This window comes from Clostridium beijerinckii (assembly GCA_003129525.1).
Lineage (GTDB): Bacteria > Bacillota > Clostridia > Clostridiales > Clostridiaceae > Clostridium > Clostridium beijerinckii_D.
In genome coordinates this window covers 1,614,546-1,629,211 of record CP029329.1, presented here as the reverse complement: position 1 = coordinate 1,629,211, position 14,666 = coordinate 1,614,546, and the positions used below count along the sequence as shown (strand labels likewise).

Annotated in this window: 14 protein-coding genes; 9 read left to right on the top strand and 5 right to left on the bottom strand. The window is 29.5% G+C overall.

Going from position 1 to position 14,666, the window contains the following annotated elements; genetic code table 11:
- Nucleotides 1–10: 10 nt before the first annotated feature.
- The 6 genes from DIC82_07165 (at nt 11) to DIC82_07140 (ending at nt 6,601) form a co-directional block, all read left to right on the top strand.
- Nucleotides 11–1,045: an N-acetyl-gamma-glutamyl-phosphate reductase gene (locus DIC82_07165; protein AWK50807.1), complete on the top strand. Its 1,035-nt coding sequence runs from the start codon at nt 11–13 to the stop codon at nt 1,043–1,045.
- A gap of 203 nt (nt 1,046–1,248) precedes the next feature.
- Nucleotides 1,249–2,472, top strand: a complete 1,224-nt coding sequence (locus DIC82_07160) for an arginine biosynthesis protein ArgJ (GenBank protein ID AWK50806.1) — start codon at nt 1,249–1,251, stop codon at nt 2,470–2,472.
- A gap of 20 nt (nt 2,473–2,492) precedes the next feature.
- Entirely contained in the window at nt 2,493–3,347 is an 855-nt protein-coding gene (gene argB / locus DIC82_07155) for an acetylglutamate kinase (GenBank protein ID AWK50805.1), read from the top strand.
- A gap of 107 nt (nt 3,348–3,454) precedes the next feature.
- The gene (locus tag DIC82_07150) at nt 3,455–4,639 is read left to right on the top strand and encodes an aspartate aminotransferase family protein (protein ID AWK50804.1); all 1,185 of its coding nucleotides are present in this window, start codon (nt 3,455–3,457) and stop codon (nt 4,637–4,639) included.
- Nucleotides 4,640–4,756: 117 nt separating this feature from the next.
- The gene (gene argF / locus DIC82_07145) at nt 4,757–5,677 is read left to right on the top strand and encodes an ornithine carbamoyltransferase (GenBank protein ID AWK50803.1); all 921 of its coding nucleotides are present in this window, start codon (nt 4,757–4,759) and stop codon (nt 5,675–5,677) included.
- A gap of 294 nt (nt 5,678–5,971) precedes the next feature.
- Complete coding sequence (locus DIC82_07140; GenBank protein AWK50802.1) at nt 5,972–6,601, top strand: flavodoxin family protein; 630 nt, start codon at nt 5,972–5,974, stop codon at nt 6,599–6,601.
- A gap of 152 nt (nt 6,602–6,753) precedes the next feature.
- Here the strand turns inward: DIC82_07140 and DIC82_07135 are convergent, their stop codons facing one another.
- The 3 genes from DIC82_07135 to DIC82_07125 all read right to left on the bottom strand — a co-directional run bounded on the left by DIC82_07135 (nt 6,754) and on the right by DIC82_07125 (nt 10,457).
- Nucleotides 6,754–7,791 (bottom strand): nucleoid-associated protein, encoded by a 1,038-nt coding sequence (locus DIC82_07135; protein AWK50801.1) that lies wholly within the window; start codon nt 7,789–7,791, stop codon nt 6,754–6,756.
- A 177-nt stretch (nt 7,792–7,968) separates the two neighbouring features.
- Nucleotides 7,969–9,015, bottom strand: coding sequence for a DUF871 domain-containing protein (locus tag DIC82_07130; GenBank protein ID AWK53044.1), 1,047 nt, complete (start codon nt 9,013–9,015; stop codon nt 7,969–7,971).
- A 20-nt stretch (nt 9,016–9,035) separates the two neighbouring features.
- Entirely contained in the window at nt 9,036–10,457 is a 1,422-nt protein-coding gene (locus DIC82_07125; protein ID AWK50800.1) for a PTS trehalose transporter subunit IIBC, read from the bottom strand.
- A gap of 570 nt (nt 10,458–11,027) precedes the next feature.
- On the opposite strand from DIC82_07125, the gene murQ reads away from it, so the two are divergent.
- The 3 genes from murQ (at nt 11,028) to DIC82_07110 (ending at nt 13,621) form a co-directional block, all read left to right on the top strand.
- On the top strand, nt 11,028–11,936 hold the full coding sequence (murQ, locus tag DIC82_07120) for an N-acetylmuramic acid 6-phosphate etherase (GenBank protein AWK50799.1): 909 nt from the start codon (nt 11,028–11,030) through the stop codon (nt 11,934–11,936).
- Between the two features lie 216 nt (nt 11,937–12,152).
- On the top strand, nt 12,153–12,989 hold the full coding sequence (locus DIC82_07115; protein ID AWK50798.1) for a MurR/RpiR family transcriptional regulator: 837 nt from the start codon (nt 12,153–12,155) through the stop codon (nt 12,987–12,989).
- A 140-nt stretch (nt 12,990–13,129) separates the two neighbouring features.
- A complete protein-coding gene (locus tag DIC82_07110) occupies nt 13,130–13,621 on the top strand; it encodes a PTS glucose transporter subunit IIA (GenBank protein AWK50797.1) in 492 nt (163 codons plus the stop codon).
- Between the two features lie 158 nt (nt 13,622–13,779).
- On the opposite strand, the gene DIC82_07105 is transcribed toward DIC82_07110, so the two are convergent.
- Both DIC82_07105 and DIC82_07100 read right to left on the bottom strand, forming a co-directional pair.
- Complete coding sequence (locus DIC82_07105; GenBank protein AWK50796.1) at nt 13,780–14,493, bottom strand: hypothetical protein; 714 nt, start codon at nt 14,491–14,493, stop codon at nt 13,780–13,782.
- On the bottom strand, nt 14,456–14,596 hold the full coding sequence (locus DIC82_07100) for a hypothetical protein (protein ID AWK50795.1): 141 nt from the start codon (nt 14,594–14,596) through the stop codon (nt 14,456–14,458). The genes DIC82_07105 and DIC82_07100 overlap by 38 nt, the downstream gene beginning before the upstream one ends.
- Nucleotides 14,597–14,666 lie beyond the last annotated feature (70 nt).

Genomic DNA, 14,666 nt, shown 5'->3' with positions numbered 1-14,666 from the left:
TAATTTTAAAATGGTTAAAATTGGAATAATAGGTGCTACAGGATATGTTGGTGCTGAACTTTTAAGATTATTATTATCTCATCCAAAAGTTGAAGTTACTGCTTTAAGTTCAGTTTCTTTTAAAGGACAAGAAATTAGTAACGTATATAAAAACTTTTTAAATAAAACAGATTTAATTTGTGAATCTTCAGATGAAGTTATTAAAAAATGTGATGTAATCTTTACTGCCCTTCCTCATGGATTAAGTGAAGATATCGCAAAAAAAGCAATTGATAATAAAAAGATTTGTATTGATATGGGGGCAGATTTTAGATTATCTAATGAAGCTGAATATGAAGAATGGTATGGTAAAAAATTTACACAACCAGAAATACATATTAACAGTGTTTATGGACTTCCAGAATTAAATAGAGAAAAAATTAAAGAATGTTCATTAATTGCTAACCCTGGTTGTTATCCAACAACTATAGAACTCGGATTAATGCCGTTGTTTAAGAATTCATTAATAAAATTAGATAACATTATTTGCGATTCTAAGTCCGGAACTACAGGCTCTGGAAGAGGCTTAACTTTAAATACTCATTTTCCTGAAGAAAATGAAACTTTTGCACCATATAAAGTTGGAGCTCATAGACATACACCTGAAATTGAAGAAACCTTGTCTACAATGGCAAATGATAAAGTTAATATAACTTTTACACCTCATTTACTTCCAATAAATAGAGGTATACTTTCAACTATTTATTGTACTCCTAAGAATAAAGTAAATCTTGAAGAAATTCATAAATTATATGTAGATTGTTATAAAAATGAACCTTTCGTTAACATCTTACCACTTGGAGAAACTGCTTCAATAAAAAATGTAAGGTTAACAAATGATTGTTTTATCTCATTACATTTAAATCATAGACAAGATCAAATCATAGTTGTAAGTACAATAGATAATATGATTAAAGGTGCTGCTGGACAAGCGATTCAAAACATGAATATTATTTTAGGTTTTAATGAAACAGATGGCTTAAATTTGATTGCACCAGCGTTTTAATAAGTTAATAGATTAATGAAAATTATATAAAATTCTAAGTTCTATATTAAAAATAACAAAAAGCAATAAAGTAATGCAATAAAATCGTAGTGAATAATTAGTTAACAGTCTAATTTCCTATTTTATAACTGTCTCAGGAGTTTGTTTCTTAAACTGTTAATTGTTAATTGTTAACTGCCAACTGAATTAAAGGGGGACTAAATTTGAATATAAAATATATAGATGGTGGAGTTACATCTCCTAATGGCTTTTTAGCTTCAGGTATTTATTGTGGATTAAAGAAAAGTAATTTACAAAAAGATTTAGCTTTAATTTATTCTGAAGTACCAGCAGCAGCTGCTGGTATGTACACTAAAAATAAAGTTAAAGGTGCTCCAATTTATATTACTAAAGAGCATCTAAAAAATAAAAAAGCACAAGCTATAATTATAAATAGTGGTAATGCAAACACTTGTAATGGTGATGATGGCTTACATAAAGCAGAAAAGATGACTTGTCTTCAAGCTAAAGCATTAAATTTAAAAACAGATGATGTTTTAGTTGCATCTACAGGGGTAATTGGGGTTCCTTTAAATATAGATGCTATTAAAGATGGTATTCCTTTACTTACTGAAAAATTATCAAAAGAAGGCTTTGATGATGCTTCTTCTGCCATTATGACAACTGATACATTTAAAAAGCAATTGGCTTTAGAATTTTATATTGGAGGCAAAAAGGTTACTATAGGTTCAATGGCAAAAGGTTCTGGAATGATTGAACCAAACATGGGAACAATGCTTTCTTTTCTTACAACCGACCTTTCTATTTCCCCAGAATTATTGGCTGAAGCTTTAAAGTCAAGTGTTACTGTTACCTACAATAGAGTTAGTGTTGATGGTGATACAAGTACTAATGACATGATATTAATTTTAGCTAATGGTTTAGCTGAAAATCCTACTATAACTGAAAAAGATGAAAACTATGATTCCTTTCTTAAAGTTCTTACAGAGTTAAACACAATTATGGCTAAAAACATTGCTAAAGATGGCGAAGGTGCTACAAAATTATTAGAATGCCAAATCATTGGAGCTAGTACTGAAGAAGATGCTGTTATTTTAGGTAAAAGCGTTATTAATTCTAGTTTAGTAAAAACTGCAATGTTTGGTAGTGATGCAAACTGGGGACGAATTCTTTGTGCTCTAGGATATACAACAATTGATTTTGATTCTGAAAAAGTTGATGTTTCCTTTGAAAGCCATGCTGGTACTATAAAAGTTTGTGAAGCAGGTAGTTCTTTACCTTTCGATGAGGATATCGCTAAAAAAGTTCTAAGTGAAAATGAAATTATTATTAAAGTTAATTTATTCTTAGGTAATTATAGTGCTTATGTTTGGGGCTGTGATTTAAGTTATGAATATGTAAAGATTAACGGAGATTATAGAAGCTAATTCTAGGGAGGGGTTGTAAATTGAATAATAACGAAAGAGCTGAGGTTCTAGTTCATGCATTGCCTTACATTCAACGTTACTATGGTAAAATAATAGTAGTAAAATATGGCGGAAATGCAATGATAAGCGAAGAACTTCGTGAAACAGTTATAAATGATATTATATTAATGAAATGTGTTGGCATTGAACCAGTTGTTGTCCATGGTGGCGGACCTGATATTTCAGACTTTTTAAATAGACTAGGTGAAAAAAGCGAATTTATTAATGGTTTAAGATACACTGGTGAAAGTACTATTGATATAGTTCAAATGGTTCTTGGTGGAAAAGTAAATAAAAACTTAGTTTCTCTTATAGAGAAATTTGGTGGCAAGGCTATTGGTTTATGCGGAATGGATGGTTCTCTTCTTAAAGCTAAAAAATTAAAAACTGATGCTGATTTAGGTTATGTAGGTGAAATAACTAAGGTTAATACTGAAGTTATAAAAATGGCTATAAATTCAGGTTATATTCCAGTTATTGGAAGTATCGCTTTAGGCGAAGAAGATAACAAACCATATAACATCAATGCAGATATATGTGCATCTAAAATTGCAGCTGCACTAAAAGCTGAAAAATTAATGTTGCTTACTGATGTACCTGGTGTTCTTATGGATTCAAAAGACCCTTCATCATTACTTAGTGTTTTAAGAATACATCAAATTCCTAAGTTATGTTTAGAAGGAGTAATAAAAGGTGGTATGATTCCTAAAATTGATTGTTGCGTTGAAGCAATCAGAATGGGTGTAGAAAGAGCACTTATTATTGATGGCCGTATTCCTCATTCTATTCTTCTAGAGTTGTTCTCACCTGAAGGAATTGGAACAATGATTTATTAATCAGTTAACAATGCACATTGTACGATTAACAATTAATGAATAAATTCCAAAGGAATTTCGTCATTCGTTGTTCATTGTTAATTATATTTAATATGGGAGGTAATTTTATGTCATATGATTTTAATGAAGCAAAAGAACATATTGTCAATAGCTATGGTCGTTTAGAGCCTGTAATCAATCATGGTGAAGGTGTTTATCTTTATGACTCAGATGAAAATAAATATTTAGATTTTACAAGTGGTATTGGTGTTAGCAGTTTAGGATATAGTCATGAAAAATGGATTAAAGCTACTAGTAAGCAATTAAAAACTCTTGTTCATTGCTCAAATATGTTTTACACTGAGCCAAGTGTAAAACTTGCTAAAGAATTAACTGAAAAATCTAATATGAATAAGGTATTTTTTGGTAATTCCGGTGCTGAAGCTAATGAAGGTGCTATTAAACTAGCTAGAAAATATAGCTACGACAAATACGGTGGTGGAAGAAGTACAGTTCTTACTTTGATGCAATCTTTTCACGGTAGAACAATAACTACTTTAAAAGCAACTGGACAAGAAAAATTCCATAAATACTTCTTCCCTTTCACTGAGGGTTTTGATTATGTAAAAGCAAATGATTTAGAAGATTTTAAAGCAAAACTTACAGATAAAGTTTGTGCCATAATGCTTGAAGCAATTCAAGGAGAAGGTGGCGTAATTCCACTAGATAAAGAATTTGTACAAGAAGTAGTTAAAATATGTAATGAAAAAGATGTACTTGTTATCTTTGATGAAGTTCAATGTGGTATAGCTAGAACTGGTAAAATGTTTGGATATAATCATTTTGATGTAGAAGCTGATATTGTTACTGTAGCTAAAGGTCTTGGAGCTGGACTTCCTATAGGTGGTTTCCTATGCTCTTCTAAAGTAGATGATGTATTTAAACCAGGTGATCATGGTTCAACTTTTGGAGCTAATCCAGTTGTGTGTGCTGGTTCTTTAGTTGTTCTTGATGAGCTTTGTAATGAAAAGTCTTTTGAAAAAATAACAAAAAGAGGTGCTTATGTAAAAGAACTTTTAGAAGAATCTAAAAATCCACAAATTGTAGATGTACGTGGTATTGGATTAATGATTGGAATAAAGGTAAAATGCGATCCAACATTAGTTCAAAAAGAAGCTATAAAAAAAGGATTATTAGTATTAACAGCTGGAAAAGATGTTGTAAGACTTCTCCCACCACTTGTTATAACTAAAAAGGAATTAAAGATAGGAATAGATATTATTCTTGAAATATTATCTAAAATTGAAAAATAATTATTAATGAACAAGTGATAATTAGCAATTTGTAATAGAGAATGCAATATTTTAAGTTTTTATTAACTTTTATTATTAATTATCCATTGTCAGTTGTATATTGTTTAGGGGGTTTATATGAAAAAAGATTTATTAAAAATGGATGATCTTTCTAAAGAAGAAATATTAGATATTTTAAACTTAGCAGATCAATTAAAATATGAACAAAAACATGGTATAGAGCATCACCACTTAAAAGGAAAAAGTTTAGGTATGATATTTGAAAAATCATCTACTAGAACCAGAGTTTCTTTTGAAGCTGGTATGTATCAATTAGGTGGAAATTCATTGTTCCTAACTGATAGAGACTTACAAATCGGCAGAGGTGAACCAATAGAGGATACTGCAAGGGTTCTTTCAAGATTTATACAAGGCATAATGATTAGAACATTTTCTCATGAAGAAGTTGAGAAATTAGCTAAATATTCATCAATTCCAATTATTAATGGTTTAACAGATACTGAACATCCTTGCCAGGTTTTAGCTGACTTAATGACAATAAGAGAAAATAAAAACATCCTTGAAGGATTAAAAGTTGCTTACATCGGCGATGGTAACAATATGGCAAATTCTTTAATGATTGGTTGCTTAAAAGTTGGAATGAATTTTTCAATTGCTTCACCAAAAGATTATACTGCAACTGATGAATACTTAAACAGAGCAAAAGAAATTGCAGAAAAAGAAGGGGTTAACTTTACAATAACTACTTCCCCATCTGAAGCTGCTAAAAATGCTGACGTATTAATTACAGATGTTTGGGCTAGTATGGGACATGAAGAAGAAACTGAAATCCGTGCTAAAGTTTTTGAAAGCTTCCAAATAAACAAAGAATTAATCACAATCGCTGATAAAAATGTAATGGTGCTCCACTGTCTTCCAGCTCACAGAGGTGAAGAAATAACAGCCGAAGTTTTAGAAGAACATGCGGATGCAATCTTTGATGAATCTGAAAATAGATTACATGCACAAAAAGCTGTACTTGTTAAATTGATGAAATAATATGGTTATAAAATAGAAGACATAGATGTTTACAATGCATGTAAATCATCTATGTCTTAATTTTTATACCATAGTATATTTTCTTTCAACTGTTATCTTTACAATGTCTACTCAATATACATTAAATATAATATTAGCGTATCCCTAAAAAATCATTCTATTGGTATAAAAATATTATTGAATCAAACGGTGAATGTTTATGCAAGTTATATCTTCTAACATTATTTTGTTGTATATTAATAATTGTTACAGTGGTGAGAAATTAGATAAAAAAATTATAATGAGGTGTCAAAAATGAAAGTATTACTTATTAATGGTAGTCCAAAAGCCAAAGGATGTACTTATACTGCTTTGTGCGAAGTGGCTAATGAATTAGAAAAAGAAAATATTGAAACAGAAATTTTCCATATTGGAAACAAGCCTATTAGTGGTTGTATTGGTTGTGGCGGTTGCCATAAGAATGGTGAAGGTAAGTGTGTATTTAGTGATGATATCGTCAATGTTGCTTTAGAAAAAGCTAAAGAAGCTGATGGCTTTGTCTTTGGTTCTCCTGTACACTATGCAGCTCCATCTGGTTCAATTACATCCTTTTTAGATAGACTTTTCTATGCAGGAGGAGGCTCATTTCAATATAAACTTGGCGCTGCAATTGTGAGTTGCCGCCGCGGTGGAGCAACTTCAGCTTTTGATCAGTTGAATAAATACTTTACCATTTCTAATATGCCTGTTGTCTCTTCTCAATATTGGAATATGGTTCATGGAAATACTCCTGAAGAAGTAAAACAAGATTTAGAAGGAATGCAAACAATGAGAACATTAGGCAAAAATATGGCATGGCTTCTAAAATGTATACAAACAGGTAAAGAAGCTGGAGTTTCACTACCTGAAAAAGAGCCTAGAGTAGGTACTAATTTTATCCGTTAGTTATAGATATTAATGTAAATTAAAGAAGATAGCATCTGTACAAGGTGCTATCTTCTTGTTCTAATAGAAAGTGACCTTCACCAAATCGTAGATTTGGGCTATCTACTTGCTTACAGAGAAAGTTCGAGTAACCAAATGTAAAATTCGGACTCTTACTTTTCTATATAATTCATTACATTTTTTACTATCATGTTTATAGTTCCATCACCATTTCTTTGAATTTCAAATTTATTGGAATCATGGTAAGTATCTTCATTTATGTACAAGTCAATTTGCTTATCTATATTAAGCCTAACTCTTTTTAGTTTTTTATCAACCCAAGTTTTATCAACTGCCACTTCTTCACTTAAACCTTGTTGTTTTATATAATTTGAAAAATCTTCTTTTACTTGTGGTTGTTCATTGAATAACTCTTCTGAGAATGAATCTATATTTATAGTATCTTCTTCTTTTAATTTAGTTTTAATAGCAGTCCTAATTTCTTCTGCTTTTCCTGCATCTTCAGTAATATTTTTTCTAGTCCAGTTTTCTGCGGCTTTTACAAAGGTTTTCGTCATATCTCTTTCATTAGTAATAATACTTGCACCTAAAAATGTATTTATAAAATAATTTGCTCCATATTCATCTTCTTTACTACTTTTTTGCTTATCTAAAATCATCAAGTTATATTTTTCATCTTCCCTAATTGGCTTAAGAAATGCAGCCTTTTGTATCTTTTGTCCACTACCTGGAAGTCCAGCTACTTGTGGCACTATTCCTATCCCAATTTTTTGATCTACAAATTGGATTTCATGAGTAAAATTCTTAACATAATCCATTTTTAGTATCCCTATCATCGGTCCTTGATCTGTAGATATTGATACTATTATTAGATCCCCCGCTGGAATATTTACATTTCCTTTCATTATTATGAATAGTTGCCTAGCAAGCTCCTTCGATAAATTAATTAAATCACTATCTATTCCATTTAAATAGTCTTGTACAACTTCTTTGACTATATTTCTTTCAGGGTTAAAACGTGCATATTTAAGTTCATCATCATTTAAACATCTTTCTATATGTCTATATAAAAATTTATGTATATCCTCATCTAGTTCCAAACTGTATTCATTAAGCACAGGTTCTTCCCCATTACTATCTAATATGTGTATAACTGCTTCGTTTATGTTAATATCATTTATATATTCCATGTATTTTCACCATCCAATTAAATTTGTTACATTAGATATTATAAACTTTAATCAAAGTAAAAAAAAGCCTTTAAACATAGACAACCTCAATAAGTATTTTTAGTTTATTAACTAATTTACTTATTGAGGTTATTAAAATATTTAATAAGTTAAGGATAGATTTTATTTTTTCTAAAACTATATAAATTTAAATCCCATACCGTCAGTAATATAATCTAAATATTTAATATCATTTATATCAACTTCTCCAATAATATTTACTTTAGGTTCTGGTTCAAGATTTTGTCTTGCAATTTCAAGTTCTCCTGAATATCTTAAATAATCAGCATTTCCTATTGAAATGCTACCTTTCTTACGTTCTTTTGGTGATTCAACTTGAAAAATTTTTCCTTGTGAACTAAACTCACGTGATTCTTGAGACCTAATTACATAGTCGCTAGAATCTGGTCTATCATGATGTATTATATCTTTAACAAATGAATACTTTTCATCAATTCTAGCATGTAAAGAAATATATCCTTCTGATAATTGCTTTAATTTAATCCAAGCTTCATCCGTAATATCTATATCACCAATTATGCATATCTCAGTTTCAGTATTTTTTGTTAATTGCAATACATTAAACAATATATCTCCGCTTCTATGTTCTTCAACAGTAGGCAATCCCATATGAAGAGGTCCCCGTAAATCTTTATCTCCGGCTACAAATGCCATTATAGTAATACCGAGATTTTTTAATTTCTTATTAATTTTATTTACCTTTTTTAAAGATAATCCTGTTAATGGTTTAGGATAAAAATTATGGCATGCTGAAAACCTTGAAAAATCTGCATTTAATCTTTTAAGCTCATATATATCATTATCTAGTAAAGTTGATGCATTAAACACAATATTAAAGTCTTTAGATAATTCAATGATTTCTTCATAAGTAAAGCCATAATCTAAACGTAAATGAGTTATACTTGTTTGTTTTAGTTCCTTAAAATCTTTAAATCCGAGCTTTTCTAATGTCCTTGGTCCAACATCAACTATTAAATTAAGATTATTTACTTTGCAAATAGTTAATAAGGATTCCACCTCTTTTTGATAATCACGTACTATCTCTTCTGGTATATGAAGGGAAGTGAAAGCATACTTAGCATTATTCTTATGAGCTTTCTCAATTATTTCTTTATTTTTCTTGTATCCTGTTCCAAGATATAATGATATTCCAAATGAATTCATTTCTATCACCTTTTCCATAGTTATTTTCCATAAACTTCATCAATTCTTTTTTCATCAACACCAAAGAAATATGTGAATATAAATCCACCTACGTAAGCGCCTAACATGGCAATAATATAGAAAATTTGAGTTCCCGGTATAACTATTAATAGTCCAAATAATCCTGATACTCCTTGAGATACTGTACCTAAATGGAATATAGATGCTAATATACCTCCAATTCCAGATCCTAAACATGCAGTTATAAATGGTTTTCCAAGTGGAAGTGTTACTGCATACATCATTGGTTCACCAATACCTAATATACCAACTGGTAATGAATCTCTAGTTAATTGTTTTAATTTTTTGTTTTTTGTTTTTAAATATAAAGCAAGACCAGCACCAACTTGTCCTCCTCCTGCCATCATAAGAATAGGTAATAAATAATTTATTCCTTGTGTAGCCCCATTGGGATCATTTAACATAGCATGAATTGGAGTTAATGCTTGATGTAAACCTACTGCAACTAAAGGTAAGAATCCAGCAGATAATATGTATCCACCAACTACCCCTAAACTTACATATATAAAATTTAATATTCCGAATATTGCCATTGTTAAACCAGCACCTATTGGTTGAAGTACTAATAATGTAACTATTCCACCTATAATAACTGTTAATAATGGAGTAAAAAATGTTTGAAGTATATCTGGCATAAACTTGCTAATTTTACGTTCTAAAATAGCAAAGAACATACCGGCAATAAGTGCAGCTAATAATCCACCTGATGCTGGGTTAAACACATTACCTGTTAATGGAAGAACCACTGGTGCATCTTTAAATTTAGAAAGAAGTGGCATAGCTACATTGGCAATTGACATAGCTCCTGCCATTGCACCTAGTACTGGCGATCCTTTAAATTCTTTGGCTGCATTCATAGCAACAAGAATAGGTAAATAAACGAAAAGTGCCCATCCCATTGTTCTTATACATTCATACCACCATTGTCCACTTACTGCACCATGAGTTGAAACATTTACAACATTTGTAATACCATTTATTAAACCTGCTGCAATTATTCCAGGAAGTAACGGCACAAAAATATTTGCAATTTTTCTTAAAAATACTTGAACAATACTTGTTTGGTTAGCTTTACTTGCTGCTTTATTTTGCTTTGCAAGATCTTCTGCATTTACTTCTTCTGAGCTCCCTAAGGAAATACCTGTTAACTCTGAAAATTCTGCACCAACCTTATTTACCTTTCCAGGTCCAAAAACTATTTGTAGAGTGTCTGATTCAACAACCCCCATAACACCTTCTATTTTCTTTAATCCTTCTAAATCTACTTTAGATGAATCTTTAGTAGTGATACGAAGCCTTGTCATACAAGTTGCATTTCCAGAAACATTACCATTTCCACCTATACAAACTAAAACTTCTTGAGCAATTCTTTTATAATCCATAATAAATACCCCTTTCTGCTATAATAATTATCAAATAAGAAAACGTTATGATAAAATTTTTAATAGCCTCCTACTTTGTTTATTATAATAACATCGCCTAATTCTTACTGATATATTTTTATTATAACCACCCTAATATTTATGTCAATAATATTTCAATTATTTTTTACATTTTTTAAAATTTTATTTCACAAGAGCTCATTTTAGTTCAACTGTTTCAAATAATAATTTTTTATATTAAATAATTTAGTAATTAACATTAATCTATCTTAATATAGATCTTCATTTTTAATATATTATATATATTAAATTATATCTTCTTTAAATTTCTCTTATCTATATAAGTTGTAATACAGAACCATTCTATTATTCGTTATGGAACTCCGTGATTTATGTTTATAGAAATTATTATATTATATCGATGTTATTGAAATTTACATAAATAGAATTAAATAAAATATTTTTCATAGTACTCTAACTTCCTTTGAAAATTAATTACATAAATTTTAATAATATATTGAAATTATATTTTATTATTTGTATAATATGTTTTATAAAGGAGTGATTGTAATGAAAGTAAATCTAAACGTTCTTGATACAGAGAAAATTAATGAAGATAGTATAAATATCGATATTATGGATACAAAGAACATACTTAATATAATTAACAATGAAGATAAAAAGGTGGCACTCGCTGTAGAAAAAGTAATTCCTTATATTGAAAATTTAATAAATCTAGCATACGAAAAAATGTTATTAGGTGGGCGTATAATATATATCGGTGCTGGTACAAGCGGAAGATTAGGTGTATTAGATGCTAGTGAATGTCCCCCAACTTATGGAGTAGATCCATCTTTAGTCCAAGGATTAATTGCCGGAGGCTATAGCGCACTGCTTAAAGCAAAAGAAGGCGCAGAAGATTCATTAACTCTTGCCAAAGAGGATTTAGAAAATATAAAATTAAATAAAAATGATACTGTAATAGGATTAGCTGCCAGCGGAAGAACACCTTATGTAATTGGCGGACTTGATTATGCACATGAAATTGGTGCATTAACTGGAGCAATTTCATGTGTACATTCTTCTGAAATTAGCAAGCATGCAATCGTGTCAATTGAGGCCATAGTAGGTCCTGAAGTTGTGACTGGTAGTACAAGAATGAAAGCTGGAAGTGCACAAAAAATGATTTTAAATATGATTTCCACTTCATTAATGGTAAAACTTGGAAAAGTTTATCATAATTTAATGGTTGATGTTCAGCCAACTAACGAAAAATTAGTAGAACGTGCTAAGAATATTATAGCTACAAGTGGAAAATGTACAATAGATGAGGCTTATAAGTATTTGGTGCAAAGTGACTATAATGTTAAAGTTGCAATATGCATGGTTTTAACAAAGGAAAATAAAGAAGTATGTAACGAAATCTTAAATAAAGAAAATGGAAATATATCTAAAGCACTTCGAAATATAAAAAATTAATTTTTAATGTAAGTTATCAATAAATTTGATACAATTATTATATATTTTATAGATATCAACAGTAAAACTCATACTTATGCAATAAATCCATAGAAATTATTTTATAATATAAGTATAATCTTGTCTTTTGATATCCATAGTAATTTTATTGGTAGAATTTAAAATTTCAGATAGCGTTTTTACTCTATCTGATTTTACTTAAAGTGAGGTCTTGTAATGAGTTGTTTATATAAAATTAAATCATGTGAAAATTTTACAAAAACAGAAGAAAAAATTTCTAAATATATTATAGAAAATGTTAATAGTATAATATATGATTCTGTTCAAGATATTGCTGCTAAAACAAATACATCAGCTGCTGCAGTTATAAGATTTTCAAAAAAGCTTGCATATAATGGGTTTGCTGAACTAAAGCTTGATCTTGCAAAAGATAATACGGAAGAAGTTCCTTTATTTTCTGAAAAAATTTGTCAAAAAGATTCTTTAAAAACAATAGTAAAAAAATCAATGGCATCTGATACTTCCGCTGTTCAACAAACTTATAAACTTCTAAGAATAGAAACTTTAAATAATGCAGTGCAAGCTATGAAAAATGCTAAGCGTATCTACTTATTTGGAATAAGCAGTTCTGGCATATGTTGTTATGATTTAGCCCAAAAGTTATCTCGTGTTGGTTATGATGTAGTGTTTTATAACGATTTTCATATGCAATTAGCAGCAACAACCTATATAACTAAACAGGATGTTGCTCTTGCAGTTAGTTATAGTGGAAATACAAAAGAAATAAATGTAGCAATGGAACATGCCAAAAATCAAGGTGCAACTACTATTTCAATAACTCAGTTTATAAAAAGTCCATTATTAAAATTCTCAGATTTAGTTTTATATGTGCCGTCTCAAGAAAAAGATTTAAGGCTTGGAGCTGTTTCATCAAGAAATGCATCTTTAATTTTAACAGATTTATTATATTTAGGTATGATTAAAGATGAATTAGATGATTACAAGAAAAATTTAATGGCTTCGAGAAATTTAGTAAATAAATTACGATCATAAATTTTATAAGCTATCTACTTTTCACCAAAATTAATAGCTTATAGGTTTGCATTCTATAGGAAACTTATGCCTTAGTGATAATACATATAAAATAACAAATGAAAGGAAGTGAACATTCCTGATTAGTTAGGAATATAAACATGCTTAATTTTTTTAAGAAGAGTTCAAATAAAGAAGTAAAATTAATTGCGCCTGTAACTGGTGAAACCATAGATTTATCTAAAGTACCTGATACTGTATTTGCACAAAAAATAGCTGGTGATGGAATTGCTGTAGATTCTACTGGTGATGTAATAGTTGCTCCTGCTGATGGAGAATTGACATTAATATGTGAAACACTGCATGCCTTTGCCATGACACTTTCAAATGGCGCTGAGTTATTAATTCATATAGGAATTAATACTGTTTCTTTAAATGGTGAAGGATTTGAACTGCTAGCTAAAGCTGGAAGTAAGGTTAAAGCTGGAACACCAATTATAAAAATAAATAGAGATTTTATTTTAAATAAAGGTTTTTCATTAATAACCCCAGTTTTAGTTACCAATATGGATATTGTAAGCGAATTACATATGAATGTTGATCAAGCTGTTGTTGCAGGACAAGATGAAGTAATTAACTTTAAAGTATACTAGCACTAGTTTTGTAATACATTTAAAGTTTACAATAAAAAGAATATTAAGTGTTATATATAAAATTATTTTTTATAAGAAGTACCCTGTCAATTAACACAACCTCTTTTTCTGTGTCTAACTGACAGGGTACAGTTTACTTCTTTTCTATAATTTATTCTCTATCTATATAATTTGCCTATTATTTCAGCAAATTGATGCAAATAGTCTTTATGTGCTATTAATAATTCATCTAATACATCTCTAGCAATAAATCCACTTGGAACTAATGGATTTATTGTAAAGGCGTGGATCGCTTCATCATAGCTTCCTGTAATAGCTGCTGATATTGTTATTTGTTCCATTGATTTCATTAATAGAAGCATTCCTTTTGCTTCTACATCTAACTTGCCAAAATTTATTGGTTCTGGCCCATGTGCTGTTATTATACTTGAAACTTCTGCAATTGAATCATATGGAAGATCTGAAACCGAACCATTATTAGGAGTGCAAACCACCATTGTTGTCTTCTTATCATTATATATTGAACATATAACTTCACATGCAGCATCACTATAGTAGGCCCCTCCACGTTTAGTTAATTGTTCTGGCTTATAATCTAGTTTAGGATCTTTATATAATTCAAATAACTCTGCTTCAGTTCTTTTTACAACTTCTGCTCTTGTTTCCCCTTTTGAAAAACTTTCTAATTCTTCTTTCAACATATCATCTGTAGCATAATAGTAATTGTGATATGGACAAGGTAATAATCCTAAATCTTTTATTTGTTCGTATATAAACTTTGATTCCTTAATATTAGCTACTACAGCTTCATTATTTGAATCTGCATTTTCTGGATTATATAGTAATTCTATTAATTTTAATAGGCAATTCATTACTACGTTTTATAAATCCTTCAATTAATTCTGGAGTATAACTTGATCCTCCTCCAATAGTAACTATCTTTATTTTCTTATTTTTCATATTTAGAACCTCCATCTAAAATACTCTAAATATTTTTCTATTGTTCTTAACATAAAACATTCCAAATAATCATTATAAGCTTTAC

Bases quoted from the DNA above. Each gene is read 5' to 3' on its own strand.
- DIC82_07110 (AWK50797.1), top strand. From the start codon at position 13,130: ATGCTTAATTTTTTTAAGAAGAGTTCAAATAAAGAAGTAAAATTAATT.
- DIC82_07100 (AWK50795.1), bottom strand. From the start codon at position 14,596: ATGGAGGTTCTAAATATGAAAAATAAGAAAATAAAGATAGTTACTATT.
- DIC82_07125 (AWK50800.1), bottom strand. From the start codon at position 10,457: ATGGATTATAAAAGAATTGCTCAAGAAGTTTTAGTTTGTATAGGTGGA.
- DIC82_07165 (AWK50807.1), top strand. From the start codon at position 11: ATGGTTAAAATTGGAATAATAGGTGCTACAGGATATGTTGGTGCTGAA.
- DIC82_07105 (AWK50796.1), bottom strand. From the start codon at position 14,493: ATGAATTGCCTATTAAAATTAATAGAATTACTATATAATCCAGAAAAT.
- DIC82_07130 (AWK53044.1), bottom strand. From the start codon at position 9,015: ATGAATTCATTTGGAATATCATTATATCTTGGAACAGGATACAAGAAA.
- DIC82_07140 (AWK50802.1), top strand. From the start codon at position 5,972: ATGAAAGTATTACTTATTAATGGTAGTCCAAAAGCCAAAGGATGTACT.
- DIC82_07135 (AWK50801.1), bottom strand. From the start codon at position 7,791: ATGGAATATATAAATGATATTAACATAAACGAAGCAGTTATACACATA.
- DIC82_07150 (AWK50804.1), top strand. From the start codon at position 3,455: ATGTCATATGATTTTAATGAAGCAAAAGAACATATTGTCAATAGCTAT.
- murQ (AWK50799.1), top strand. From the start codon at position 11,028: ATGAAAGTAAATCTAAACGTTCTTGATACAGAGAAAATTAATGAAGAT.
- DIC82_07115 (AWK50798.1), top strand. From the start codon at position 12,153: ATGAGTTGTTTATATAAAATTAAATCATGTGAAAATTTTACAAAAACA.
- argF (AWK50803.1), top strand. From the start codon at position 4,757: ATGAAAAAAGATTTATTAAAAATGGATGATCTTTCTAAAGAAGAAATA.